Source organism: Rathayibacter sp. PhB152, from assembly GCF_003751395.1.
GTDB classification, from domain to species: domain Bacteria; phylum Actinomycetota; class Actinomycetes; order Actinomycetales; family Microbacteriaceae; genus Rathayibacter; species Rathayibacter festucae.
Map to the genome: position 1 here is coordinate 205,258 of NZ_RJUT01000005.1, position 25,664 is coordinate 230,921.

Sequence of the window (25,664 nt, forward strand, 5' to 3'; positions counted from 1 at the left end):
TAGGCTGTCCGCCATGCCCGACCGCGCCTCCGACGGTGTCCCCGACACCGCCTCCGCCCCCCGCACCTACAGCTATCTCGGGCCCTCCGGCACGTTCACGGAGGCGGCGCTCGCGCAGGTGCCCGAAGCGCGCGGGCACGTCTGGCGGAGCGTCGGCAACGTCGGCGAGGCTCTCGACGACCTGGTCTCGGGGCGCAGCGACGGCGCGGTGATCGCGATCGAGAACTCGGTCGAGGGCGGGGTGACGGCCGCGCAGGACGCGCTGGCGCGGATCCCGGGCGTGCGGATCGTCGGCGAGTACCTCGTGCCGGTGTCCTTCATCCTGGTCGGCCGCCCGGGCGCGCGGCTCGAGGACGTGCGGATCGTCGCCGCCCACCCGGTCGCTTACGGCCAGTGCCGCGGGTGGCTCGACCGCACGATCCCGAGCCACGAGCACCTGCCGGCGTCGAGCAACGTGCAGGCCACGATCGACCTGCTCGCGGGCTCGCCCGCGCAGGCCGCGATCGCGCCGCCGGGCATCGTCGCCCACCACGACGTCGAGGTGCTCGCGGAGCGGATCGGCGACAACCCGAACGCGGTGACCCGCTTCGTGCACGTCTCGCGCTCGCGGGTGCTGCCCGAGCCGACCGGCGCCGACAAGACCAGCCTGATCGTCGAGCTGCCCTCCGACGCCCCGGGAGCGCTGCTCGACATGCTGGAGCAGTTCGCGACCCGCGGAGTGAACCTGAGCATGATCCAGTCGCGGCCCATCGGCGACGCCCTCGGCCGCTACCGCTTCGTCATCGACCTCGACGGCCACGTGCACGACGAGCGGGTCGCCGACGCCCTTCTGGGGCTCCGCCGCTTCAGTCCGCGGGTGATCTTCCTCGGCTCGTATCCCCGTGCGGATCGCCGTCCGGTCTCGTACGTGCGACGCTACGACGACGAGGTGTTCATCGAGGCCCGCGACTGGCTGCGCGGGATCCTCGGCAGCGAACCGGAGGTCGACGATGACTGAACGAGGCGGAGCCGAGCGCGAGCGCGTCGATCCGCGGTACGACGCCGCCTTCCAGCGGGGTTTCGCCGGGGGAGTGGACCGGGTGCGCGGCGACGAGCGCGCCTTCACCCGGCCGGGGACGGCACCGGAGGGGATCGCGCGCCGGCGGCCGCCCGCCCTCGCCGACATCGCGACCACGGCCGACAGCCGGCGCTCGCGGCGGGCGGCCGAGGGCGGCGCTCCGATCAGCGCACCCGCCCGGCTGCCCTCGGACGCGGCCCCCGCCCGGGAGCCGTTCGCCGATCCCGCGCCCGAGGAGGCGGACGTCCGCCGTTTCGAGGTCGCCGTGGAGCCGTCGGCGCCGCTCTGGCGGAACCCCTGGCTGCTCGCGCTGCTGCTCGCGGGGCTGGCCGGCAGCGTGCTCGGCGTCGCGCTGCTCTACAGTGGCTACTCCTCGCCGCCCGCGTCGTACTACGGCGACTCCGACACCCCGTCACCGGAGTGGATCCAGCGCCAGATCACCTACTACGCGTCGATCCCGCTGCTGGGCAGCCTGCCGTTCGCGCTGCTGCTCGCGATGGGCGTCGCGGCCCTGCGCTGGCGGGCCCGGCCCACGAAGCAGGCGCCCTCCGACGACGTCGAGACCGAGGCCGAGGCGACGACCGTCTGACGCCCGCACCTCCGGCGGAGGGCGGATCTCCTTGGAAGAGACGCCCGCAGCCGTGCTGGTCGAGTAGCCCCGCAGGGGCGTATCGAGACCCACCGTCGCCAGCACTTCCGGTGGAAGTGGATCTCGATACGCGCGCTGCGCGCGCTACTCGATCAGCATGATCGGCGCTCGTCGAGGAAGGTCGCGAGGTCGCTGAATCATGCTGGTCGAGTAGCCCCGGAGGGGCGTATCGAGACCAACCGTCGCCGGCGCCTCCAGTGCAAACCTCTCTACACTCCCGACGCGCCGAACAGGAGCCCCAGCAGGTAGGTGACGAGCGCCGCTCCGTAGCCGATGCCGAGCTGGCGCAGGGCGCGCGCCAGGGGCGGCGCGCCGGAGAGCAGGCCGACGATCGCGCCGGTCGCGAGCAGCGCCAGGCCGACGAGGACCGACGCGAGGACCACTGCGGCCAGCCCGGACATCCCGAGCAGGTACGGCAGCACCGGGATGATCGCGCCCGAGGCGAAGAAGCAGAAGCTCGACAGAGCCGCGCCCATGCCGGTGCCGATCGACTCGTACTCGTCGACCGACGGGTCGGCCTTCACTCCGCCGATGGTGATCGGCGAGGTCGGCGCCGCGCCGCCGCGCAGTCCCGCGAAGACCCGGGCGGCGCGGGCGTCCGCGTCCTCCTGCGAGAGCCCGCGGGCGCGGTAGACGAGCGAGAGCTCGTTGGCGTCGACGTCGAGGTCGGGGACGACGTGATTGGTGTCGAGGTCGGGGGAGGAGGCGGAGAGCAGCTCGCGCTGCGAGCGCACCGAGACGAACTCGCCGGCGCCCATCGAGAGCGCGCCCGCGAGCAGCCCGGCGATGCCGGTGAACAGCACGACCCCGGTGCCGACTCCGCTCGCGCCGACGCCGAGGACGAGCGCCAGGTTCGAGACCAGGCCGTCGTTGGCGCCGAACACCGCGGCGCGGAAGGTGCCCGAGAGCCGGTTGCGGCCGCGCTCGGCGAGCCCGCGGACGACCTCGCCGTGGATCCGCTCGTCGGCGGCCATTGCCTCCGTCGCATCGTCGTCGTCGGCGTAGGGCGAGCGGGCCTCGGCGCGCTGGATCAGCGCGAGGACGAAGACCGAGCCGAACTGCCGGGTCAGGAAGCCGAGCAGCCGCGTCCGCAGGTCCGGCCGCGGCTGCGGCTCGGCGGCCGGCCCGAGCAGCTCGCGCCAGTGCTCCTCGTGCCGGCCCTCGGCGGCGGCCAGGGCGAGCAGGATCTCGCGCTCCTCGCCGGAGCGGCGCTCGGCGAGATCGCGGTAGCTCGCGGCCTCGGCGAGCTCGTCGGCGAGGTAGCGCCGCCAGCGGCGGATCTGCACGGGAGTGGGGGAGGAAGGGGTGTCTCGGGCGGTGGTCGCCATGGGATCTCCTGGGCTTCGGCACCCCGGCCGACCCGCGCGAGAGGACCGGCCAGGACACGTGTCGACTGGCCGAAGGTCTCGTTCGCCCGGTTCCGCGAGGATCCGGGTGGCGCGCCGGGTCCGGGACTCTCCGGACCAGCATGTCGACGCGCCTCGTCGTCCGCTCGGCGGACGGTGGGAACTACTCCCCTTCGCAGGGACCACCGTAGCCGAGAAGGCAGCGCGGCGCCCCTCCGATCGCAGGGCTGCGCCCGCGGGTACAGTCGAGCCGCGGCGGAGCCTCCCGGCCCGCCCCTGCGCCGCACCGGCGCCCTCGAAGGGGAGGCCGCCCATGACCGCCGACAGCGCACCGACCCGCCGATTCGTCGCGGAGCTGGAGGAGCGCGCCCGCGAGGCGCTGCCCTGGTTCGTCGCCGACTACTACGGCGCCGTCGCGGGCGGCCGCTCGGAGCGCGACGCCGATCTCGCGGCCTGGGACGCGATCCGCTTCCGGCCGGCGGCGCTGCGCGGCGAGCTCGACGGCGACACCACGACCACGGTCCTCGGCACCGAGGTGCGGGGCCCGGTGCTGATCGCGCCGATGGCGCAGCAGAACGCGGCGGATCCGCGGGGCGAGATCGCGATGGCGGAGGCGGCGGCCCGCGCCGGCACCCTGCTCGGCGTCTCGACGAACACGGCGCTGCCGTTCGAGCGGATCGCCGCGGCGGGTGCGCCGTGGTGGTTCCAGGTCTACCTGCTCGCGGACCGCGACGTGACGCACGCGCTGATCGAGCGGGCCGCGTCGAACGGCGCCCGCGCGCTGATGCTCACGGTCGAGATGCCGGTGCTGCGCGGCGAGCGTCCCGGCATCGAGCCGCTGACCTGGCCGGAGATCCCCGGGAAGGCGCGGCTCGGCAACCTGACCGAGCAGGAGCGCGCCCTGGTCCTCGGCCGTCCCGTGCCGAACCCGGGGCTCGACGACATCGGCCGGCTCCGCTCGGTCAGCGGTCTGCCGGTCCTGGTGAAGGGCGTGCTGCGCGGCGAGGACGCCCGGCGCGCGGTCGACGCGGGCGCTTCCGGGGTCGTCGTCTCGACGCACGGCGGCCGGCGGATGGACGGCTCGATCACCGCGGTCGGGGCGCTCGCCGAGGTGGTCGACGCGGTCGGCGCCGACGCCGAGGTCTACATCGACAGCGGGGTGCGCACGGGCCGGCACGTGCTCGCGGCGCTCGCGCTCGGGGCCCGCGCGGTCTTCGTCGGGCGGCCGCTGATGTGGGCGCTCGCCGTGGGCGGTGCCGACGAGGTCGCCGGGCTGCTCGGGCTCCTCGACCGCGAGTTCCGGGTCATGCTGCAGCAGTCGGGGGCGGCGTCGATCCGCGATCTCGGCGGGCTCGTCGCCCGGTCCTGAGGAAGGTGCGCGGTCAGGCCGCGATGCTGCTGCGGGTCCGGCGGCGCTGCTGCCGCTCGTGCTCGGCCTCGAGCAGCGCGCGGGTGCGCTCGGTGGCGAGCAGCTCGACGAGGGTGTCGGTCTCCTCCTCGATCCGCTCGCGCAGGTCGAGCGGCTCGGCGTTCAGCAGTCGCTTGGCGGCGGCGGCCACCAGCGGCGGGCGGGCGGCGAGCGCCCGGACGCGCTCGTCGACGCGGGCCGCGAGCTCGGCGCGGGGGACGACCTCGGTGACGAGCTGCCACTCGAGCGCCTCGGCGGCCCGGACCGAGCGGCCGGAGAGCACGAAGTCGAGGGCGCGGCGGCGGCCGATCGTCGCGGGCAGGGTCGCCGTGACGCCGCAGTCCGGCACCAGCCCGACGTCGCCGTAGGCGCTGACGAAGGTGGCGGCGGGCGTCGCGACGACGATGTCGGCGGCGAGCGCGAAGGCGATCCCGGCTCCCGCGGTGATGCCGTCGATCGCGCAGACGACGACGGCGCTGCTCTCGCCGAGCAGGCGGAAGGCCTCGCCCGCGGTCGTCGCGAGATCGCGGAGGTACTGGTCGGGCCGGTCGGCGCCCATGATCGCCGAGACGTCGCCGCCGGTGCAGAACGCGCGACCCGCGGACTCGACGACGAGGACGGTGCAGCCCGCGTCGGCGTTCAGCGTGATCAGGGCGCGCACCAGCTGCAGGGCCGTGTCGAGGTCGAGAGCGTTCAGGGCGTCGGGCCGGTCGAGGATCAGGCGGGCGACGGGTCCGGAGCGCTCGACGCGCACGGTCGGAGGTCGGGGAGTCATGGCGGGGCCTCTCGGGCTGAGGTCGGGGAGCTGCGGTGGAGAGCTGCTGTGGAGAGCTGCGGCCCTCTCGCGGGGGAACGGAGGGGGCCGGCGCCGTCCGTCGGGGGAGGTGGCGCAGAAGTGGTTCGCAGCCCCGGCCCCGCCGGTTCGGTCCGCCCGGCCGATCCTCAGGCGCGCCTCCCGGCCCCTCTAAACTGCTCTGGTGATTGATCCCGTACTTCTCCGCGAGAACCCGGACGTCCTGAAGCGCTCGCAGGAGGCCCGCGGCGACTCCGTCGAGCTCGTCGACGACGCCCTCGAGGCCGACCGCGCACGCCGGGCCGCGATCACCGAGGCCGAGCGCCTCCGCGCCGAGCAGAACGCCTTCGGCAAGACCGTCGCGAAGGCGCCGAAGGACGAGAAGGCGGCCCTGGTCGCCGAGGCGCAGCGCCTCGCCGCCGCGGCCAAGCAGGCGCAGCAGGAGGCCGCCGAGGCCGACGAGCGCTTCGGCTCGCTCGTGAAGCGGCTGGCCAACCCGATCATCGACGGCGTTCCCGCCGGTGGCGAGGACAAGTTCGAGCTCGTGCGCACCGTCGGCGAGCGCCCGGTCTTCGACTTCGCGCCCCGCGACCACCTCGAGATCGGCGAGCTGCTCGACGGCATCGACATGCAGCGCGGCGCGAAGGTCAGCGGCGCGCGCTTCTACTTCCTCAAGGGCCTCGTCGCCCGCCTCGAGATCGCGCTGATGAACCTCGGCCTGGAGCGCGCCCTCGAGGCAGGCTTCACGCCGCTGATCACGCCGACGCTGGTGCGCCCCGAGATCATGGACGGCACCGGCTTCCTCGGTGAGCACGACGACGAGGTGTACCGCCTCCGCGACGACGACCTCTACCTCACCGGCACCAGCGAGGTGGCGCTCGCCGGCTACCACGCCGACGAGATCCTCGACCTCGCGGGCGGCCCGAAGCGCTACGCCGGCTGGAGCACCTGCTACCGCCGTGAGGCCGGCTCGGGTGGGCGCGACACCCGCGGCATCATCCGCGTGCACCAGTTCAACAAGCTCGAGATGTTCGTCTACACGCTGCCCGAGGACGCGGAGGCGGAGCACGCGCGCCTGCTCGCCCACCAGGAGGGCGTGCTGCAGAGCCTCGGCCTGCACTACCGCGTCATCGACGTCGCCGCGGGCGACCTCGGCCAGAGCGCCGCGCGCAAGTTCGACGTCGAGGCCTGGGTGCCCACCCAGGACGCCTACCGCGAGCTGACCTCGACCTCGAACTGCACCACCTTCCAGGCCCGCCGCCTGGACACCCGCTACCGCACCGAGTCCGGCAAGACGGCGCCCGTCGCCACCCTGAACGGCACGCTGGCGACCACCCGCTGGATCGTCGCCCTGCTCGAGACGCACCAGCAGGCCGACGGCTCGGTGCTCGTCCCCGAGGCGCTGCGTCCGCACCTGGGCGGCCTCGAGGTCCTCGAGCCGGTCCGCACCGCATGAGCGCCGGTCGCCGCCTCATCGCCCTCGATATCGACGGCACCGTCATGCATGAGGACGGCACCATCACCGACGCGGTCGTCGAGGCGATCGCGGGCGCGGTCGCCCAGGGCGACGAGGTCATGCTCGCCACCGGCCGCTCGCCGTCGACCACGCTGCCCGTGGTCGCGCGCCTGGGAATCGCTCCGGAGTTCGTGATCTGCTGCAACGGCGCCGTCACCCTGCGCCGCGACCCCGAGGCCGAGGGCGGCTACCGCGCAGACGTCGTCGAGACCTTCGACCCCACCGAGGTCCTCGAGACCATCCGCCGGCACCTGCCCGACGCGCACTACGCCGTCGAGGACGCCGACGGCGCCTTCTCCTACACCGAGGCCTTCCCCGGCGGAGCGGTGATGGGCGCCGAGACGGTGCACGTGCCGTTCGAGGAGCTGCTGGGCGTGCAGTCCACCCGCGTGGTCGTCATCTCGCCCGGCACCGGCATCGAGGAGTTCACCGAGCTCGTCGAGCGGATGGGCCTGCACCAGGTCAGCTACGCCATCGGCTGGACCGCCTGGCTCGACATCGCCCCGCACGGCGTCAACAAGTCGACCGCGCTCGAGCTGGTCCGCAACCGTCTCGGCATCGAGCGGAGCGACGTGGTCGCGCTCGGCGACGGCCGCAACGACATCGAGATGCTCACCTGGGCCGCCGAGCACGGCGCCGGCCTGGCGATGGGCCAGGCGCCCGCCGAGGTCCTCGCCGTCGCGTCCGCGATCCTCCCCGGCGTGCACGAGGACGGCGTCGCCGTCGCCCTCGCCGACCTGCGCTGACCCGACGCAGCGCCCGCCGCTCCCGCGCCGCGCGGACCGTCGGTTACCATCGACTGTCTCTCCCCGCGGGGAGCGGCAGGGAGGGCTGTCCGAGCGGCCGATGGAGCCAGTCTTGAAAACTGGTGGGCAGAGATGTCTCTAGGGTTCGAATCCCTAGCCCTCCGCCACCGCGATCGAGCGGCGACGCCTTCCGCCGGCGGGTGACGAGGACGAGCACGCGATCCCGCCGTTATGCAGGCTGAGCAGCCCGCAGGGATGTGCACGCCGGCCGAGTAGCCCGCAGGGATGCGCATGCCGGCTGACCAGCCTGCAGGGATGTGCATGCCGATCGAGTAGGCCGCAGGGATGCGCATGCCGGCTGACCAGCCTGCAGGGATGTGCATGCCGGCCGAGTAGCCCGCGGGGAAGTGCATGCTGGTCGAGTAGCCCCGGAGGGGCGTATCGAGACCCACCGTCATCAGCAGGGTGGGTCGGCAGGCTCGCCCTCCTGACGTAGGTGGATCTCGATACGCCCGCTGCGCGGGCTACTCGATCAGCAGGGAGGGCCCGCAGCGTGTCCCTGGCGCGCAGCGACCTCGTCGTCGGACCCGACTCTAAAGTGACGTTCTGTCGATGATCGAGACGGGTCGTCTCCGCCGAGACGCATCTCCGAGCTTCCGGCCACCCGCCTCTCGATGGAGAAGGAGCCGTCATGAGCGAGAACGTCCCCGGGCCCCGTGCCGAGCGCCTCCGCGCGGGCGTGTACGCGACGCGAGACGACAGCGGCACGACCGTGATGGCGTGGCCGCGGGCGCTGGCGCTCGGCGGCGGCGCGGACGTCGACGAGCGACTCCGGCAGCTCGTCGAGGGCGGGCCGGGCGATGCCGACGATCCCGTGACTGTGCGGCTGCGCGAGGACGGCTGGCTCGTCCAGGAGTTCGGGGACGACGACGGTCCGGGCTTCGTCGTCCGCCCGCTGCGAGCCGCGGTCGAGCCCGCTGCTGCACTGTCCGCCGACCTCGACCTCTCGAGGTTCGCCGTGGTCCGCCGCGACGGCGCCGACCTGCTCGTCGAGTCCCCGCTGGCCAGCGCCGAGATCGTGCTGCACCGGCGGTCCTTGCTCGCCGACGCGCTCTCGGGCTCCGGCGGTCTCGCCGCCGCTCTGCGCCGCGAGCTGCGCCGGCACGGCTTCCTCGCCCTGCCGGGCGGACCGGAGGACACCGAGTTCCGCTACCGGCAGTGGGCACCCCACGAGCTGCTCTTCCACGACCGGAGCCGGCAGGGCTACCGCGGCCCGGTCGCCGACTTCGGCGGCACCTGGTGGGGCCAGAAGGCGGGCTTCCCTCCGGAGGGTGCCGCTCCGGTCCCGTTCGGCGGGCGCCGGGTCGCCTTCCCCGCAGTCGATCTCGCCGCCCTGCGCGCGAGTGACCCGCCCTACGCCGAGGTCGTCGAGCGCCGGGTGTCCCTGCGCGACCACGACGACGCCGCGCCGATCGACGTCGCCGAGCTCGGGGAGCTCCTCTACCGGACGGATCGGGTCCGCGGGGTGCGCGTCGACCACGGGACGGAGGTGGTCAGCTCGCCGCGGCCGTCCGGCGGCTCGCTCGCGGAGCTCGAGCTGTACCTCGCCGTCTCGCGCTGCGCCGGGCTCGGGCCGGCGTTCTACCACTACGACGCGCACCGCCACGAGCTCGAGGAGGTGTGCGGCATCGGCGCTCCCGCCGTGCGCCGGATGGTCCAGGTCGCGAGCAGGGTCGCGGCGACGGGGGTCCCTCCGCAGGTCCTCATCGTCGTCTCGGCCCGCGTCGGCCGCGTGATGTGGAAGTACCAGAGGATGGCGTTCGAGCTCGTGCTGAAGGACACCGGGGTCCTCTACCAGGCGCTCGCCGGGGCGTGCAGCGCGATGGGGCTGGCGGGCTGCCCGCTCGGCACCGACGACCCGGTCGCCTTCGCCGAGGCGACCGGTCGCGACCCCCTGCTCGAGTGCAGCGTGGGCCAGTTCATCGTCGGCTCGATTCCGAGACCGATGCCGGCGGTGACGCGATGACCCTCATCGCGGACACCAGCGCCTGCGTCATCGACCACGAGGGCCGCACCTACGGCATGACCGCCGCCGGCGACATCGAGCTGACCGGCGAGGTCGCGGGCTGGATGCGCGTGATCGCCGCGTGGATCCTGGCCGGCGACGACGTCGAGGAGCGGGCGCGGTCGCTCGATCCCACCCGGGCGGATCAGGTCCGGCGCGTGCGGAGAGCGATGCTCAGCCTCGGCCTCCTCCGGGAGGCTCCCGTCGCCGGTCACGTCCGCCTCCTCGGGGAGACGGAACTCCTGCAGAGCGCAGTGGCGCGGAGCGGACGCGCACTCCCCGAGTCCTGGCTCGCCGTCGGTCCGGTCGAGGGGCGGTGGCTGATCGACGGCGTCCGCGAGCATCCGGAGAGGACCTACGGGGCGGTGCTGCTGCGCGAGGGTGCGGCGCTCGTCGTCGGCCCGACCACCGGGGCGGAGCTGCTCCCGGTGCTGGTGGCCGTTGCGGAGCGCGGGGTCGAGGCGGGCAGGCCCGAGGAGCAGGTGCTCCGGCTGGCCGTCGCCCAGCTGGTCCGCCGGACAGCGTCCGGCCGCACGGATCCGTGGCGGGCCACGACGGTCACTGCGGACGGAACCGTGCTCACCCGGGTCAGCCCGCACCCGTGGCAGGCCGGGCAGCCGGAGGCCACCGGCCCGTTCGAGGAGCGCGCGATGACGCTCGTCGATCCCGACTTCGGGGTCGTCCGGCTGATCGAGGAGGCGGACCTGCCGCAGGTGCCGCGGCACCACTCCCGAGCCCTGGTCGCCTGCGACGCCGTCGTCGCGCGGCGGGACGTCGAGGTCGTCGGCGAGGGCGCCGACTTCGCGGAGGCACGGGCGGACGCCGTGCGCCGGGCACTCGCGATCCGCGCGGAGTCGGTCCTCGATCCGCGCCGGGTGCTCGACGCCGCAGGATGTGCCGTCGCCGCGCCGACCGCGACGTTCGAGGAGCTGCGTGCGGCGGTCCGCGACATCGTCGCCGGTCCCGCGGAGTACACCGTGCCGGGCCGGCGCCTGGCCGACAGCGCGACCGTCCGGATACCGGTCTCCCTCGCCTTCCGCTGCTCGGACGCCCCTCCGGCGACTGGCGGCCTCGGGGTCGCCGCCACCGAGGAGGAGGCGCTGAGGCTCGCCGTCGAAGCGGCTCCCACCTCCGATCCGCGGGCGGTCGTGGTCGACCTGGACCACGATCCCGTCGTCGCGCGACTCGGGCTCGTCGTCCGGAAGGTGGTGATCCTGCCGTGAGCACGGGTGAGATCGACGCTGCGGACGCCGCGGACGGACTGCTCCAGTGCACGCTGGCCGGCATCGGCGCGCTGAGCGGGGTCGCCGTCCGGGCGTCCGACACCTGGCGGATCCCGAGCCGCCCCGCGGCGGACGTCCCGTGGCTGCCCGTGCACGTCGAGGTGAGCCGCATCGTGATCGGGCCCCTCGTCCGTCCCGGACTCCCGGGCTGCCCCCAGTGCCTGGCGCTCCGCCGGGAACGCCTCGGCGGCGCGGAGCCGTGGCGGGTGCGGCTGCGGGCGGAGTACGCGGAGCAGCTCGAGGGCCGCCGCCCCGAGGCGCTCGACGAGCTGGCGGCCGACGTCGCGGCGATCGCGCTCGAGCGCCTCCTGGCCCGGGAGTGCGAGGCGGCGGGCGCCCAGCGCCGGGTCGCGGTGGTCCGCCTCGACACCCTGGAGGTGGAGTCGCACGCCTTCCTCCCCGAGCCCCTCTGCGAGCTCTGCGGCGACCTCCCGGAGGACACCGCCGAGGCTGCCCAGCACGTCCTCGCGCCGCAACCCAAGTCGACCCCGTTCGGCGCCCGGATCCGAGACGTCGTGAGCGAGTCCGACGCGCTCCGCTCGCTCTACATCGACCCCTTCTGCGGCACGATCGCCGCCACGCGCCGCGGCGACGAGGGCGGGCTGGTCATGGCGGCCGCGCCGATGCCGATGCGCCTGGACGGCCTGGTCGAGCCGGGCTACGGGCGCGGTCGCGACTACCGGTCCGCCGAGGTCACCGCGGTGCTGGAGGCGCTCGAGCGCTACGGGGGAGTCGCGCCGGGCGGGCGCCGGTCGACGGTGCGGGGGAGCTACCGGGAGCTCGCCGCCGACGCCGTGCATCCCGACGTCTTCGGCCGCCATCCGGACGAGTCCTACGACGATCCGGCCTTCCGCTACCGGAGGTTCGACGAGGACGTGCCGATCCAGTGGGTCTGGGCGCACTCGTTCGCCGAGGGGCGTGCGCGCCTGGTCCCCGAGGCCCTCGCCTACTACTTCTCGCAGCGACTGCGCGGGGACGACCCCGTCTCGTACTACGAGGTCTCGAACGGCTGCGCGCTCGGCTCCTCCTGGGAGGAGGCCGCCCTGCACGGCCTGCTGGAGACGGTCGAGCGCGACGCGTTCCTCTGCACCTGGTACACCCGCAGCACGCCCGCCGGCATCGACCTGAGCAGCTGCCGCGATCCCCTCGTCGCCGATCAGGCGGCGGCGATCACCGCGGCGACGGGCTACGAGGTCGCCGCCTTCGACGTCACGACGGACTGGGGCATCCCGGCGGTGTGGCTGCTGGCGACGCGGCAGGGCGGCTCCGGACCGGCCGCGCTCTGCACCGCCGGGGCGGGCCTGGACCCCGAGCGCGCCCTGCTCGGCGCGATGAACGAGCTCGGCCCGATCCTGGCGGACCTCCTCCGGCGCTACCCGGGCGAGGAGGCGCACGCCGCGCAGATGGTGCGCGACCCCTCCGCCGTGCGGACCATGATCGACCACTCCGCCCTCTCCGCGCACCCGGACGCCCTCCACCGCCTCGACTTCCTCCGCGCCGGTCCGACGATCCGCGCCGACGACATCGGCGGAGCGGACCGCGTGCGCCCGGACGCCGCGGACCTGGCGGTCGATCTCCGCGCCGCGGTGGACCGGATCGGCGAGGTGCTCGTCGTCGACCAGACCACGCCGGAGCACCGCGCGGGCGGATTCGCCTGCGTGAAGGTGCTCGTGCCGGGCGCCGTGCCGATGACCTTCGGCCACCGCAACCGCAGGATCGACGGGCTTCCCCGGCTCCTCGAGCTGCCGCGGCGGCTCGGCAGGCTCGACCGCGACCTGCTCCCGGACGAGCTGAACCCCGACCCGCACCCGTTCCCGTGACGCCCGCATCGGGGAGCGGAGCAGACGCGTCGACCGACCCGGGTCTCCGCCGGGGCTCGGAGGTCGCCCATCCGCGACGACCGGAGACCGCCGACCCGCGGCGGCGGGAGCGCATCCTCGACGCCATGCGCGATCTCGTCCTCCGCTGGGGCTACCGCAAGGTCTGCATGCAGGACGTGGCCGACGCCGCGCACGTCGGCAAGGGCACGCTCTACCTGCACTGGAGCAGCAAGGACGAGCTCCTCGACGCGGTCCTCGTCCGCGAGGCGGGCCGGATCGACGCCGAGCTCGGGGCGGCCCTCCTGCGCCGGCCGGAGCTGGTCGCGTTCGGCCTCACCGCGGCGATGCTCTACCACGGGACCATGGCGGTGCCGCTGCTCGGCGCCTACAACCGCGGAGACACCGCGGTCCTCGGCTCGCGCGGCGCCCGGCCCGGAGCGCCCGACCGGCTCGGGCTCTCCCTCGTCTCCCGCCTCTCCGACCCGGGCTACCTCGCAGCACTCAGCCGGCACCACCTCGTCCTCGGCGACGCGCGCTCGGAGTCCGGTCGGCTGGCGGTCGGCGCGGTCGTCGGCGGCTTCGTCCTCCGGCCGGAGGGGGCCGGCGATGCGGATAGGGACGGCGACTGCGCCCGGCTCCTCGGCACGGTCCTGCAGCGGTCCTTCGGGCAGCCGGCCCACGACCGGCACGCCGAGTACGCGGCGGCGGTCGCCGAGACGGTCTCGCCGGAGGGCCGGTGGGCTGCCCCTCCGGCGTCGCCGCGGACAGCAGAGGGCTCCCGTCCTGCGTGAAGCGGGACGGGAGCCCGGTGCGGCACGCGGAGGGACGCGTGCTCGCGAGCCGTGCCGAGGGGGCGACCGGCGCGCACTCGGCGCTCAGGCGGCGGGGCCGCCGCAGCAGATGTAGCAGACGCAGTTGGAGTCGGCGAGCTCCTTCATGCCGTGACCGGCGGTGAGGGACTCGACGACCCCGCCCTGGTCCGCCACCTCGAACACGGTCATCGGCAGGTCCCGGACGTCCGTCAGGTGCTTCTCGTTCATGGTCTCTTCTCCTTCACTCGGTGCGCGTCGCGCCCGGGACGATCCCCGAGGCGTCTCCTCGACTCTGCGCCGGTCAGCGTCGGGCCCACCCCTCCGATGAACGGATGACCGGGATCCGCGCTCGGTCATCCGGCCGCCGGGGCCGTCCGTGGTGGCGCTGCCATCCGCCAGATGGCGGGCAGATGCGCGTCGCCGTCCGGATGACTCCGGGCCGCTGCGTCGGCAGAGTGGCCGGTGGCGTCGATCCCCTCGCGGGGAGTCGCCCCACCCGCACTGCCTGTCGAAGGAGACACGATGCACGTCCACGGACCCACCACGAGATCCCGCCGCCTGACGTCGGCACTGGCCGCGGCCGCGGTGGTGCTGCTGCCGCTGACCGGCTGTCAGAGCGCGACCTCGTCACCCCCGGCCGGCGAGCGCCTGGCCGAGTGCGACGGCGTCGGGCTCACCCGCGTCGGCTACTCGCCGTACTCCAATTCGGGCGGCTACTTCCCGCTGGTCGAGAAGGGACTGCAGAGCGTCCTCGGCGACTGCGGCATCGACGTCGTCACCTCCGACCCCGACGGCGAGTCCGGCGAGCAGGTCTCCGGCATCGAGAACCTCGTCGCCGCCGGCGCCAAGGCGGTGATCGTGTGCCCGACGGACCCGAAGGCGATCTCGCCGGTGGCACGCCGCCTGGCGGGGCAGGACGTCCTCGTCATCGGCCTCGCGACCGACATCCCCGAGGCGGACGTCGTCTTCAACCTCGACGACCGCGCCTTCGGCGAGCTCGAGGGCGAGAGCGCCGGCGGCTGGCTCGCGGCGAATCGCACGGACGAGAAGCCCACCGTCGCGATCCTGCACCAGGACTCGGGCGGTGCACCGCTGATCGCCCGGCACGAGGGCGTGATCGCGGGGCTCGACGCGGCGCTCGGGGAGGGGGAGTGGACGCTCGTCAGCGAGGTCGAGGCGTATCAGGAGGACACCGGCAACGCGCAGACCTCGACCGTCCTGCAGGCGCACCCCGATCTCGACCTGATCGTCGGCCTGAACGACTCCAGCGCGCTCGGGGCGCTCTCCGCGGTCAAGGCCTCGGGACGCACCCCCGGCGAGGACGTGGCGATCGTCACGGGCGGCGAGGACGCGCGGATCCTCCAGGGCGTCCTGTCCGGGGAGGTCGTCTCGACGGTGGGACTCTTCCCGGTCCAGCAGGGCGAGATCATCGCCCGAGCGGTCCTCGAGCTCTCCTCGGGCGGCGACGTGGAGCGCGAGCAGATCGTGCCCGTCGAACTCGTGACGGCGGAGAACGCCCAGGGGATCCTGGACTCCCTCGGATGACGGCACCGCAGGGCAGCGCCCCCGTCCTCACCGTCCGCGGAGTGAGCAAGTCCTTCGGCGGGGTCGCGGCCCTCACCGGCGTCGATCTCACGGTGCGCGCGGGCCGGATCCTCGGACTGGCCGGCGCCAACGGGGCGGGCAAGTCCACCCTGATCAACATCCTCACCGGCCAGCTGCCACCCGATTCGGGCGAGCTGCGGGTGAACGGGGAGCCCGTCTCGTTCTCCAGCCCTCGGGAGGCGCAGCAGAAGGGCATCGGCGTGGTGCGCCAGGAGCTGGATCTCGTTCCCGATCTCACGATCGCCGAGAACCTCTTCCTCGGCGACGAGCGGGTGTTCCAGCGGCTGCTGCGGCTCGATCGGCGGCGGATGCGCGAGGCCGCTCGCGCGCTGCTGCGCAGGATGGGGCTCGAGAACGACGTCGACACCCTGGTGCGCGACGTGTCGATCGGCGACCGCCAGCTGGTCGCGGCCGCCCGCGCGCTGCGCAGCGCCGGATCCGTCCTGCTGCTGGACGAGCCGACGTCCTCGCTCACGCCGTTCGAGGCGGCTCGCCTCTTTCGCGTGATGCGCTCGCTCAGCGACGAGGGCGTCGGCGTCGTCTTCATCTCGCACCGGCTCGACGAGGTCGTCCAGCTCTGCGACAGCATCGTCGTGCTGCGGGACGGGCGCGTCGCCGGCGAGTTCGGCGCCACCGCCGCCGTGCTGCCGCAGGTGGTCGACGCCATGGTGCCCGGCTCCGCCGCGGTCACCCGGGTCGAGCGGGCGGCCGTCTTCGGCGAGCCCGCCTTCGTCGGCAGTGCTCTGGTGGTCAAGGGACGCCCGCCCGTCGACCTCGCGATCCGGCGGGGCGAGGTGCTGGGCGTCTTCGGGCTCGTCGGAGCGGGCAAGTCGTCGATCGGCCGCTCGATCGCCGGGCTGGAGGCCCTGCACTCCGGCTCGATGCAGCTGGCCGGCCGGCCCTATCGTCCCCGCTCCGCCGCCGCCGGCTTCGCCCGCGGTGTCGCGTACCTCTCCGAGGACCGCCGCAGCGAGGGAATCCTGCCGCACCTCAGCGTGCGGCGGAACATGATCGTCCGGGCGCCGCGGAACGTCGCTCGAGGCGGGGTCTTCGACCGGCGCGCGGTGACCGCCCTCGTCGCCGAGATGACGTCCCGGCTGCGGATCAAGGCCGCGAGCGACGCCCTCGACATCCGCTCGCTCTCCGGCGGCAATCAGCAGAAGGTCCTCGTCGGGCGCCTGCTCGCCGAGGACCTGTCCCTGCTCGTCCTCGACGAGCCCACCCACGGCATCGACGTCCGGGCCAAGGCCGATCTCATCGACACGGTCTGGGACCTCACCGCGCAGGGCGTCGCCGTCCTGCTCATCAGCTCGGAGATCGCCGAGCTGCGCGCCGCCTGCGACCGGATCGTCGTCGTCCGCAACGGCGCCGTCGTCCGGGAGCTCCCGGCGACCACCGCCACCGAAGGAGAACTCATGTCCGCAGCGACCGGAGGCGTGTCATGACCCGCCTCGACACGCCCGTTCCCGGAGTGGCGCGCGCTCCGCGCCGCGGGTTCGACCAGGAGCGCCTCGCCACGATCGTCCTCCCGGTGGCGCTGGCCGTGATGATCGTCGTCTTCGCCGTCAGCTCGACGACGTTCTTCACCGTGGACAACCTCTTCGTCGTGCTGCGGCAGTCGGCGGTGCTCGGCGTCGCGGCGATCGGCGCGACGATCATCCTGATCGCCGGCCGGCTCGACATCAGCCAGGGCGCGCTGATCGCGGCGTCCGGGATCACCTGCGTCTCGCTCCTGCAGGCCGGGCTGCCGCCGCTCGTCGCCGTCCTCGGGGCGATCGCGCTCGGGGCCCTGCTCGGCCTCGTCAACGGCGTCCTGACCGAGAGCCTCCGGATCCCGGGGTTCATCTCGACGCTCGCGGTGGCGCTGGTGGTGCGCGGTGCCGCTCAGGTCTGGACCAGCGGGCAGTCGATCGCGGCGCCGGTCGTGGAGGGCTTCGACCTCCTGCTCTGGGTCGGCACCGGGTCGATCGGTCCGCTCCCGGTCGCGGTGGTGCTCGTGACCGTCCTCTACGTCGTCGCGTGGCTCGTGATGCGCACGACGACCTGGGGGCTGCGCTCCTACGCGATCGGCTCGTCCGGGCGGGCCTCGAGGGTCGCGGGGCTGCGGGTGAACCTGCACGCGATGCAGGTCTTCGTGGTCGCCGGGGCGCTCTCGGCGGTGGCCGGCGTGCTCCTCGCGGGGCGGCTCGGCTCCGGATCCGCGAACAACGGCCAGGGCGCCGAGTTCGACATCTTCGCCGCGGTCGTGCTCGGCGGGACCTCGCTCTTCGGCGGCCGCGGCAGCATTCCGCGCACGGCGCTCGGCATCGTCTTCCTCTCGACGCTGAGCAACGGCCTCGTGATCCTGAATGTATCGTCCTACTGGCAGGGCATCGCGACGGGGACCGTGCTGGTGCTCGCCCTGGCGATCGACCGGTTGCGAGCACGCGATGACGAGTGAGGCTGTGACGCATGGAGGGTCTTCTCCGGCGGCTGTCCGAGGGCGGCGAGAGCGGTGCGGACGCGCTGCGCGTCGTCAGCTTCTTCGACAAGCTCCAGCAGTTCCGGGCCGGGATCGACGAGCTGGTGCGCTCGACGGCGATGCTGATCGGGACCGAGGCGGGGTTCGCCGGTCCGGGCGGCGGCTGCGGCTTCGACAGCCTCGGACGCGCGAGGCCGCACGATCCGCCGACCGGGGCTATCAGCACGGCGATCGGCGGGGGCACGGCGGACGCCGGCCTGGTCTGGGTGGCGCCCGCGAGCAGCGACCCGGACATGGCGCAGCTGATCCTCGAGCGCATGTCCCTGACGGCGGCCACGATCCTGATCCGGCAAGCCGACGCGGCCCGGCTGGGCGACGGCGAGCCGCTGCGGATGCTCATCGAGGCGCTGCCCTCGATCACGGAGCACCGGGAGGAGGCGCTCCGGCGGCTGGGCTTCCGGCCGGACTGGCGCGTGCGCGTCGTCCTCGCCCGGGGCGCGAGCGGACCGCTCTCGGATCCGCGCGGCTGGCGGGAGTGGTGCGGGCCGGAGCACCGCTGCACCGCTCCCGTGCGCTTCGGGACGGCGCACGCGGTGCTGCTGCACGGTCCCGGGACACGTCCGGGCACGCTCCCCGTGGGTGCCGAGACCGTCGCCGTCGGCGCGACGGCCTCGGCGCTCTCGCCGCGGGACTCCTACCTCTCCGCGCTGCGCACGCTGCGGCTGTGCTCGCCGGTGCTCGGTCCGCGCGCGCTCGCGTACGACGCGCTCGGCTCGCTGCGCTGCCTCGCCCGGGTCTCCCCGGCGGAGGCCGCCGGCTCCGAGCTCGTGCAGCGGATGCGGCTCCTGGTGCGGACGCCCATCGGTCTGGGCGAGATCCTCGCCCTGGACGCGTACTGCCGCCACGCGAACGTCCGCGCGGCGGCGACGGAGCTCCTGCTGCACCACAGCTCTCTGGGGCACCGGCTGAAGAACGTGGGCGCGAAGCTGGGGATCGACGTGTTCGACGCCGTGCAGCGCAACGACGCGTGGCTCGCGCTGCAGCTGCTGCGCATCGCCGAGGCGGAGCCGGACGAGGCGTGAGCGCCCTGGGCGCGGCAGGCGGTGGTCGCCGTGGACGCTGAGCTCGCCGCCGCCACCGAGCTGATGCTCCGGCCCGATCTGAACGACGTCGAGGGCACCCGGCGACTGATGGGCTCGTCGACGATGCAGCCGTCGTCCGCCGAGATGGTGTTCGGCGGGTCCGTCGCGATCGAGTCGCGCTCGGTGCGCCTCGACGGACACGACATCGGCCTCCGGCTCTATCGCCCGTCGGCGTCGGTCGGTTCCGCCCTGCTCTTCCTGCACGGCGGCGCCTTCGTCGCGGGGGACACCCTCTCCGAGAACGCCCGGTGCCTGCGCTACGCGGGGGACGCGGGCTGCCTCGTCGTCTCGGTCGACTACCGACTCGCGCCGGAGCACGCGTATCCGCACGGCCTCCGCGACTGCGGGGCGGTGCTCCGGTGGATGATCGAGCGAGCGGCCGAGCTCGGGATCGATCCCGCCCGGATCGCGGTCGCCGGCGTCAGCGCGGGCGGGGCACTGGCGGCGGGAGTGAGTATGCTCGCCCTCGACGAGGGCGAGCGGGTGCCGCGGGCGCAGCTGCTGCTGTTCCCCGTGCTGGACGACCGCCTGCACAGCACGTCGATGCGGGAGTTCGACGCCACGCCGGTCTGGGACAACCGCAACGCCGCGGTCATGTGGCGGCTCTACCTCGCCGGTGCGCCCGCCGACGAGTACGCGGCACCGGCGCGACGGGAGTCGCTGCTCGGACTGCCCGAGACCTATCTCCTGGCCGCAGAGCTCGATCCCCTGCGCGACGAGGCTCTCCGATTCGGAGCGCGGCTCCTCGAGGACCGGGTCCCCGTCGATCTGCGGCTCTGGGCCGGCACGTACCACGTCTTCGATCAGCTGGTGCCGGACGCCGCCGTGTCGCAGGCCAGCCTCGAGGATCAGGTGCGGTTCCTCCGGCGGACGCTGCGGCCCTGAGCCCGGGCGTCGGCGCGTCGGTCAGCCGGTGTCTTCGCCCGGGCGCGCGGCGTCCACTGCTCGCGCGGCCAGGCGGGCGAACGCCGCGCGGAGCTCGACCGGCTCCACATCGGTGATCGGCGCGTCGAAGCGGGCGATCGACGCGGCGACGCCGGGCCAGGACCAGGAGCCGACGCGGATCCGGCAGCGGCCGTCCGGCTCGACGCTCAGCGTGCCGTCGCCGAGGTACGGGGCGATCTGCACGGCGTCGGCGTCGAGGATCGCCGAGCCCCCGCACGGCCAGGTGTCCGCTCCGGTCGAGCCCTTGAAGCGGGCGGAGAGGAACGCCGCGGGGTCACCGCCGGGCACCGTCCGCGGAGTGAAGGCGGCGCCGGTGTGGCTGCGGAGCCGGATCCGGTCGACCCGGTAGGTGCGCCAGTCGTCGCGCTCGGGAGTCCAGCCGATCAGGTACCAGCGGCCGCCGGCGAGGACGAGGTGGTGCGGCTCGGTGGCGCGCACGGCGGGCGCGGCGTCGGTCGGTCCTGCGGGCGAGTCGTAGTCGAACCGCAGGGTCAGCGCGTCGCGGATCGCGTCGCCGATCCGCAGCAGCACCCCGGCGTCGGCGTGCGCCTCGGCCGGGCGGGTCGCGGTGCCGGCGCTCGCCGCGAGTCCGTCGATCCGGTGCGCGAGGCGGCTCGGCAGCAGTCGGCGGATCGTCCGGAGCGCCCGCTCGGCCGCCTCGTCGAGGTCGGTGCCGAGGGCGCCGGCGGTCCGCAGCGCCAGGGCGATCACGACGGCCTGCTCGTCGTCGAAGAGCAGCGGCGGCAGTTCCGTGCCGGCGGCCAGGCGGTAGCCGCCGTCGGGGCCGCGCGTGGTCTCGATCACGTAGTCCAGTTCGCGCAGCCGCTCGACGTCGCGCCGGACGGTGCGCTCGCTCACCTCGAGTCGCCCCGCCAGCACCGGTGCCGACCAGTCGCGGCGCGACTGCAGCAGCGACAGGAGGGTGAGCAGCCGCTTCGAGGTGGAGGGCGAGGAGGAGGTGGGCACGGATCGATCATCGCGCGCGAAGCGGACGTTCCCTGGCCGGTACCGACGAGATCGTGTTCTCAAGCCCCGGAGGAACGGGGAGAACCGCGGCCCCACCACCGCGCAGCGAAGGAGCACACCCATGACCGCAGCAGTCGTCGCCCACCTCAACTTCACCGGAGCGGCCCGCGCCGCCCTCGAGTACTACGCCGCCGTCTTCGGCGGCCGGGCCGTCGTCCGCACCTACGGCGACTTCGGGATGCCGGCGGGCCTGCCCGACACCGATCGCGTCGTCCACGGCCAGGTCGTCGGCGCGGGCGGCTTCACCGTGATGGCGTACGACGTCCCCTCGAGCGAGGCGGACCTGCAGGCCGGAGCCACGCGCCGCGAGAACGGCACGACGATCACCGACCGTCCCTTCTTCCTGGCGCTGCAGGCCGCGACCCTCGAGGAGGCGACCGGCCACTGGGACGCGCTCGCCGAGGGAGCGAGCGTCGTCGAGCCGCTCGCGGCGTCGGCCTGGTCGGCCGGGTTCGGCATGCTCACCGACCGCTTCGGGGTGGTCTGGGTGATCAGCGTCGTCGAGCAGCAGGGCTGAGCGCGGGGCAGGTGGCCGTGTGGCGCGGCCGCCCCTGCCCTCCGGCGCGAATTCCGGGCGACGGATGGCTTTCCGGAGCGCTCTGGGTACTATGTCCCGACGCGGTGGGAGTCCCCTCCTCCGCGCCCGCGGGTCCCAGGCCCGCCCCTCAGCTCCACACCCCAGCCCCACCAGCCCCAGCCCACAGACGAACGGGAGACGGATGCGCACGACGCGCCCTTCGACGGACCACTCCGCCGCGGACGAGTCGGCGCGCACGCCGCGACCCCACGTCCGGCACGGACGGCAGAAGCGCCACAGCCTGCCGCGGACCCTCGTCAAGGCCGCTGCGACCGTCTCGGGAGTGGGCATCGTCGCCTCGATCTCGATCGTCGCGATCGCCGCCACCCTGCTCGTCCAGTCCGCCCAGCCGTCGGTCAGCCTGCACCCGGTCGCCGCCGGGTCGGAGGTCGCGGCCGGCTCGGTCCCCGAGATCGGCGCCCTCGAGGGCGGCTTCAACGTCCTCGTCGTCGGCAGCGATTCGCGCCAGGGTCAGGGCGACGCCTACGGCGACCCGGACGAGGAGACCAGCGTCCTGAACGACGTCAACATGCTGATGCACGTCTCGGCCGACCACAGCAACGCGACCGTCGTCAGCTTCCCCCGCGACATGTACGTCGACATCCCGTCCTGCGTCAACGCGGTGACGGGGGAGACCATCCCCGCTCGCTACGACACCAAGATCAACGAGGCGATGGGCAAGGACGTCAGTCTCGGCTGCGTGGCCGGCGTCGCCGAGGAGCTGCTCGGCGTCCGGGTCGACTACGGCGCGGTCGTGCAGTTCAACGGCGTCATCGAGATGTCGAACGCGATCGGCGGAGTCGACGTCTGCGTCGCCACCGAGATCGCCGACCCGTACACCAACACCTATCTCGAGCCGGGCGTGCACTCGCTCGAGGGCATGGCCGCGCTGCAGTTCCTCCGCAGCCGGCACGGCATCGGCGACGGCAGCGACCTGACCCGGATCAGCAACCAGCAGGTCTTCCTCTCCTCGCTGGTCCGCCAGGTCAAGAGCGCAGACACGCTGCTCAACCCCGTCGCGCTCTACGGACTCGCCAAGGCCGCCCTGGGCAACATGACGCTCTCGGACGAGCTGAACAACGTGAACACCCTCGTGCAGATGGGCCTCGCGCTGAAGGACGTCGACATCGCGAACGTGGTGTTCGCCCAGTACCCGACCGGCTCGGTGTCCGGTGGCGTCGTCCCCGACCGCACCGCCGGCGACGTGCTCGCCACCGCCCTGCAGACGGACCAGCCGATCGCCCTCACCGGCGGCACCGGCGCCGGCGCGACGACCACGGGTGAGCCCGCGGCCCCTGCGGCGACCGAGGCCCCCGCCGCCGGCCCCGCCACGACCGATCCGCTCGCGACCGCTGAGGCGACTCCCGGCGCCACCGCCGCGCCCGGCACGCCCGCGGCCGGCGCACCGGTCGAGCTGCCGGAGGCCATCACCGGCCAGCCCGCCGATCAGCAGACCTGCTCGGTCGGGTTCTTCGGCTGACGCCGGAGGCGGATCCGATGACCGACCCCGTCGTCTCGCGCAGGACAGCGGCCCGTCACGGGCGGCTGCGACCGCGCAGCGGGCTCCGGTTCGCCGGGCGGATCCTCGCGGCCTGCGTCGGCGTGGGCGTGCTCAGCGCGATCTCGATCGTGGTGATCGCCCTCTCGATGATCGCGGGCAGCGCGCGGCCCTCCGTCGACCTCGGCATCGGCTCGACCGACGCCGGCTCCGCGATCCCGGAGATCGGCGCGATCGAGGGCGGCGTCAACATCCTGCTCGCGGGCAGCGACAGCGCGGAGGGCTCCGCGGCGGGCGCGTACGGCGACCGCTCCGAGAACCTCAACGACGTCACGATGCTGATGCACATCTCGGAGGACCACTCGACGGTCGAGGTGATCAGCTTCCCCCGCGACATGTACGTGCCGATCCCGTCCTGCACCGACCCGGCGACGGGCACCGTCTCGGACGCGCTCCGCTCCGCCAAGATCAACACGTCGCTCAGCTACGGCGGGCTCGCCTGCACCGTGCAGACCGTCGAGCAGCTCACCGGCCTCGACATCCCCTACGCCGCCCTCATCCAGTTCGACGGCGTGATCGAGATGTCGAACGCGGTGGGCGGGGTCGACGTCTGCGTCGCCACCCCGATCGAGGACGAGTACACCGGTCTGAACCTCACCGCCGGCACGCACACGCTCGTCGGCGCGGAGGCGCTCGCCTTCCTGCGCACCCGGCACGGCGTCGGCGACGGCAGCGACCTCACCCGCATCTCCAGCCAGCAGGTGTACCTGTCGTCGCTGGTGCGCAAGGTGAAGGACGCTTCGACGCTCTCGAACCCCGTCGCCCTCTACGGCCTCGGCAAGGCGGCCGTCTCGAACATGCAGCTCTCCACCTCGCTCGAGAACGTCAACACCCTGGTCTCGATCGGCCTCGCGGTGAAGGACGTGGACCTCGCCAGCGTCGTCTTCGTCCAGTACCCGACCTACATCGACGGCGACGGCGTCTACCCGAGCGAGGAGGCGTCGGCGACGCTGAACGCCGCCCTCCTGGCCGACCAGCCGATCGCCCTCACCGGCACCACCGGCGGCGGCTCGGAGTCGGCCGACGGGTCGACGCCCGCCGCGACCGATCCCGCGGCGACCGCGGATCCGGCGGCGACCGCCGACCCGGCCGCGACGACCGACCCGGGGACGCCGGCTCCGGGCGAGACCGCGGTCGCCCTCCCGAGCGACGTCTCCGGCCAGACCGCCGACCAGCAGACCTGCACCGTCGGCCGCACCCTCGACGAGCAGTAGCGCCGCAGCGCCGGGTGTCACGTCCGGCTCCCGGGTGCGGTTATAGTGGTCGTCGTGCGTTCGCCTGGCGAGCGCTCAGGAGACGTCGCATAGTCCGGTCGAGTGCACCACCCTGCTAAGGTGGAGAACCCTTTATTGGGTTCCGTGGGTTCAAATCCCACCGTCTCCGCAGTCCTCGAGACCCCGCTTCTCCACGGGTCGATCGCCTTCTGCTCCTCCGGTGCCTGCATCGTCGAGGGCCGTGCAGCAGTCCTCTCAGCGCACCGTTGTCGCTCGACCGGCTAGCCTGGCGGGATGTCCAGTGCGATCCTCGAGGCCCTGTCCGCAGCTCCCGCCCGGCGGGACGTCGCGTCGATCCGCGGGGCCCTCACCGAGGTCGCGATCGGCGACTCGGTGCGGGTGCTCGTCCGCTCGCCGCGCTACGGGCTCTACGGCATCGAGGGCGTCGTCCGGCAGGCGGTCGGCGGGGAGCTCGTCGTCGCCGACGTCTTCCTCAACACGGGGACCGAGATCCAGAGCATCGCGCTCGCGCCCGAGCCGGAGGCGGGCGCCGACGGCGACCGTTCGGTCGACGGCCTCGCGCACGGAGACCCGGTGCGGGTGACCTTCTCGACGCCGACGATCGGCTCCTTCACCGTGACCGGGCCGCTCACCGCCGGCGGCCGCGACCCCTACCTGCTCGTCGGCAGCTGGATCGTCGCCGAGGACGCGAGCGCCGCGCGCCACGTCGACCGGATCGAGCGGCTCAGCGACGTCGCGCTGCACATCAAGCACGTCCCCGGGCACCGCTCGGCCGCCGTCGAGGAGTAGCTCCCGCTCGACGCCGGACCGCCCTGCGTCAGGTCTGGCAGCGCGGGCACCAGTACGTCACGCGCAGCTGCAGCTCGTCGTCACCGAGCTCGCCGCGGCGGATAGCGGTGCCGCAGCGCCGGCACGGCTTGCGGTCGCGGCCGTAGACCCACAGCTGCTGCCCGGGGCGGAGGTTGCCCGTCGTCGTCCGCTCGATGCGCTCGCGGTTGACGGTGATCAGCTTCTTCGCGAGGGCGATGGTGCGGACGAGGTCGCCGCTCTCACCGACGGGACGCGTGGGCAGCACACCGCGGAGGAAGCAGAGCTCGGCCCGGTAGACGTTGCCGAGCCCGGCCATGATCCGCTGGTCGAGCAGCGCCAGTCCGATCGGCCGCTCCGGGTCGGCGGCGAGGCGCCGCAGTGCCTCGTCGGCGTCCCAGTCCGCACCGAGCAGATCGGGGCCGAGGTAGCCGACGACGTCCTCCTCGGCGGCGCGCGGCACGATCTCGAGGAGGCCGAGCTCGAAGCCGACGGCCTGCCACTCAGGAGTCTCGAGCACGATGCGCGCCTGGAAGGCGGGGCGGTGCCACTTCGGCCGGTCGCCGGTCAGCGAGTAGAGGTGCCAGCTGCCCTCCATCTTGAGGTGCGAGTGGATCACCGCGTCGCCGATGCGCATCAGCAGGTGCTTGCCGCGCGGGACGACGGAGTCGATGGTCTCGCCGGTGAGGTCGACCGTCGCGAACTTCGGCACCCGGACGTCGCAGCGGGTCAGCACCTGCCCGTCGAGGGCGTCGGCGAGATTGTGGGCGGAGCGGTAGACGGTGTCACCCTCGGGCACGGGCGCTCCTCTCG

At 73.8% G+C, this 25,664-nt stretch carries 23 protein-coding genes and 2 tRNA genes; 20 read left to right on the plus strand and 5 right to left on the minus strand.

Annotation, left to right across the window (positions count from 1 at the left end):
• Positions 1-13: 13 nt before the first annotated feature.
• Together pheA and EDF36_RS13905 are read left to right on the plus strand one after the other, a co-directional pair.
• Positions 14-997, plus strand: coding sequence for a prephenate dehydratase (gene pheA, locus EDF36_RS13900; RefSeq protein ID WP_123733479.1), 984 nt, complete (start codon positions 14-16; stop codon positions 995-997).
• Positions 990-1,646 (plus strand): hypothetical protein, encoded by a 657-nt coding sequence (locus EDF36_RS13905; protein ID WP_123733480.1) that lies wholly within the window; start codon positions 990-992, stop codon positions 1,644-1,646. The genes pheA and EDF36_RS13905 overlap by 8 nt, the downstream gene beginning before the upstream one ends.
• 269 nt (positions 1,647-1,915) lie before the next feature.
• Here the strand turns inward: EDF36_RS13905 and EDF36_RS13910 are convergent, their stop codons facing one another.
• Positions 1,916-3,034 (minus strand): VIT1/CCC1 transporter family protein, encoded by a 1,119-nt coding sequence (locus EDF36_RS13910; RefSeq protein WP_123445000.1) that lies wholly within the window; start codon positions 3,032-3,034, stop codon positions 1,916-1,918.
• A gap of 331 nt (positions 3,035-3,365) precedes the next feature.
• Between EDF36_RS13910 and EDF36_RS13915 the strand changes: the two genes are divergently transcribed.
• Positions 3,366-4,421 carry an alpha-hydroxy-acid oxidizing protein gene (locus EDF36_RS13915; protein ID WP_185020485.1) on the plus strand — a complete coding sequence of 352 codons (1,056 nt, stop codon included), beginning with the start codon at positions 3,366-3,368 and terminating at the stop codon, positions 4,419-4,421.
• Between the two features lie 13 nt (positions 4,422-4,434).
• On the opposite strand, the gene EDF36_RS13920 is transcribed toward EDF36_RS13915, so the two are convergent.
• Entirely contained in the window at positions 4,435-5,235 is an 801-nt protein-coding gene (locus EDF36_RS13920; RefSeq protein WP_123733482.1) for an enoyl-CoA hydratase/isomerase family protein, read from the minus strand.
• 202 nt (positions 5,236-5,437) lie between these two features.
• Between EDF36_RS13920 and serS the strand changes: the two genes are divergently transcribed.
• The 7 genes from serS to EDF36_RS13950 all read left to right on the plus strand — a co-directional run bounded on the left by serS (position 5,438) and on the right by EDF36_RS13950 (position 13,474).
• On the plus strand, positions 5,438-6,709 hold the full coding sequence (gene serS, locus EDF36_RS13925) for a serine--tRNA ligase (RefSeq protein ID WP_123702032.1): 1,272 nt from the start codon (positions 5,438-5,440) through the stop codon (positions 6,707-6,709).
• Positions 6,706-7,515, plus strand: coding sequence for an HAD family hydrolase (locus EDF36_RS13930; RefSeq protein WP_123733483.1), 810 nt, complete (start codon positions 6,706-6,708; stop codon positions 7,513-7,515). The genes serS and EDF36_RS13930 overlap by 4 nt, the downstream gene beginning before the upstream one ends.
• Before the next feature lie 79 nt (positions 7,516-7,594).
• Positions 7,595-7,682: transfer RNA gene (locus EDF36_RS13935), tRNA-Ser, on the plus strand.
• Between the two features lie 524 nt (positions 7,683-8,206).
• Positions 8,207-9,541: a SagB family peptide dehydrogenase gene (locus EDF36_RS13940; RefSeq protein WP_123733484.1), complete on the plus strand. Its 1,335-nt coding sequence runs from the start codon at positions 8,207-8,209 to the stop codon at positions 9,539-9,541.
• Positions 9,538-10,803 carry a hypothetical protein gene (locus tag EDF36_RS21310; protein WP_185020486.1) on the plus strand — a complete coding sequence of 422 codons (1,266 nt, stop codon included), beginning with the start codon at positions 9,538-9,540 and terminating at the stop codon, positions 10,801-10,803. The genes EDF36_RS13940 and EDF36_RS21310 overlap by 4 nt, the downstream gene beginning before the upstream one ends.
• Positions 10,800-12,683: a TOMM precursor leader peptide-binding protein gene (locus EDF36_RS13945; protein ID WP_166673982.1), complete on the plus strand. Its 1,884-nt coding sequence runs from the start codon at positions 10,800-10,802 to the stop codon at positions 12,681-12,683. Before EDF36_RS21310 ends, EDF36_RS13945 begins: the two co-directional genes overlap by 4 nt.
• Before the next feature lie 125 nt (positions 12,684-12,808).
• Entirely contained in the window at positions 12,809-13,474 is a 666-nt protein-coding gene (locus EDF36_RS13950) for a TetR/AcrR family transcriptional regulator (RefSeq protein WP_123733551.1), read from the plus strand.
• A gap of 84 nt (positions 13,475-13,558) precedes the next feature.
• Here the strand turns inward: EDF36_RS13950 and EDF36_RS13955 are convergent, their stop codons facing one another.
• Positions 13,559-13,723, minus strand: coding sequence for a thiomuracin/GE37468 family thiazolyl RiPP peptide (locus tag EDF36_RS13955; protein ID WP_123445007.1), 165 nt, complete (start codon positions 13,721-13,723; stop codon positions 13,559-13,561).
• Positions 13,724-14,017: 294 nt separating this feature from the next.
• On the opposite strand from EDF36_RS13955, the gene EDF36_RS13960 reads away from it, so the two are divergent.
• Genes EDF36_RS13960 through EDF36_RS13980 form a run of 5 tightly spaced genes read left to right on the plus strand, consistent with a single transcriptional unit; the run spans position 14,018 to position 19,588 of the window.
• Positions 14,018-15,040, plus strand: coding sequence for a sugar ABC transporter substrate-binding protein (locus tag EDF36_RS13960; protein WP_123733486.1), 1,023 nt, complete (start codon positions 14,018-14,020; stop codon positions 15,038-15,040).
• Positions 15,037-16,545 carry a sugar ABC transporter ATP-binding protein gene (locus EDF36_RS13965; RefSeq protein ID WP_123733487.1) on the plus strand — a complete coding sequence of 503 codons (1,509 nt, stop codon included), beginning with the start codon at positions 15,037-15,039 and terminating at the stop codon, positions 16,543-16,545. The genes EDF36_RS13960 and EDF36_RS13965 overlap by 4 nt, the downstream gene beginning before the upstream one ends.
• A complete protein-coding gene (locus EDF36_RS13970) occupies positions 16,542-17,540 on the plus strand; it encodes an ABC transporter permease (protein WP_123733488.1) in 999 nt (332 codons plus the stop codon). Before EDF36_RS13965 ends, EDF36_RS13970 begins: the two co-directional genes overlap by 4 nt.
• Before the next feature lie 11 nt (positions 17,541-17,551).
• A complete protein-coding gene (locus tag EDF36_RS13975; protein WP_123702047.1) occupies positions 17,552-18,643 on the plus strand; it encodes a helix-turn-helix domain-containing protein in 1,092 nt (363 codons plus the stop codon).
• 30 nt (positions 18,644-18,673) lie between these two features.
• The gene (locus EDF36_RS13980) at positions 18,674-19,588 is read left to right on the plus strand and encodes an alpha/beta hydrolase (RefSeq protein ID WP_148060051.1); all 915 of its coding nucleotides are present in this window, start codon (positions 18,674-18,676) and stop codon (positions 19,586-19,588) included.
• Positions 19,589-19,609: 21 nt separating this feature from the next.
• Here the strand turns inward: EDF36_RS13980 and EDF36_RS13985 are convergent, their stop codons facing one another.
• Positions 19,610-20,614, minus strand: coding sequence for a YafY family protein (locus tag EDF36_RS13985; RefSeq protein WP_123733490.1), 1,005 nt, complete (start codon positions 20,612-20,614; stop codon positions 19,610-19,612).
• Between the two features lie 121 nt (positions 20,615-20,735).
• Between EDF36_RS13985 and EDF36_RS13990 the strand changes: the two genes are divergently transcribed.
• The 5 genes from EDF36_RS13990 to EDF36_RS14010 all read left to right on the plus strand — a co-directional run bounded on the left by EDF36_RS13990 (position 20,736) and on the right by EDF36_RS14010 (position 24,833).
• Entirely contained in the window at positions 20,736-21,191 is a 456-nt protein-coding gene (locus EDF36_RS13990) for a VOC family protein (RefSeq protein ID WP_123733491.1), read from the plus strand.
• Between the two features lie 202 nt (positions 21,192-21,393).
• Positions 21,394-22,731, plus strand: a complete 1,338-nt coding sequence (locus EDF36_RS13995) for an LCP family protein (RefSeq protein ID WP_123733492.1) — start codon at positions 21,394-21,396, stop codon at positions 22,729-22,731.
• 17 nt (positions 22,732-22,748) lie between these two features.
• Complete coding sequence (locus tag EDF36_RS14000; RefSeq protein WP_123733493.1) at positions 22,749-24,023, plus strand: LCP family protein; 1,275 nt, start codon at positions 22,749-22,751, stop codon at positions 24,021-24,023.
• Between the two features lie 78 nt (positions 24,024-24,101).
• A tRNA-Ser gene (locus EDF36_RS14005) sits at positions 24,102-24,192 on the plus strand.
• A 125-nt stretch (positions 24,193-24,317) separates the two neighbouring features.
• Positions 24,318-24,833, plus strand: coding sequence for a hypothetical protein (locus tag EDF36_RS14010; protein ID WP_123733494.1), 516 nt, complete (start codon positions 24,318-24,320; stop codon positions 24,831-24,833).
• A 28-nt stretch (positions 24,834-24,861) separates the two neighbouring features.
• Here EDF36_RS14010 and EDF36_RS14015 read toward each other — a convergent pair whose 3' ends face one another.
• Positions 24,862-25,650, minus strand: a complete 789-nt coding sequence (locus EDF36_RS14015) for a DNA-formamidopyrimidine glycosylase family protein (RefSeq protein ID WP_123733495.1) — start codon at positions 25,648-25,650, stop codon at positions 24,862-24,864.
• Positions 25,651-25,664: the final 14 nt, after the last annotated feature.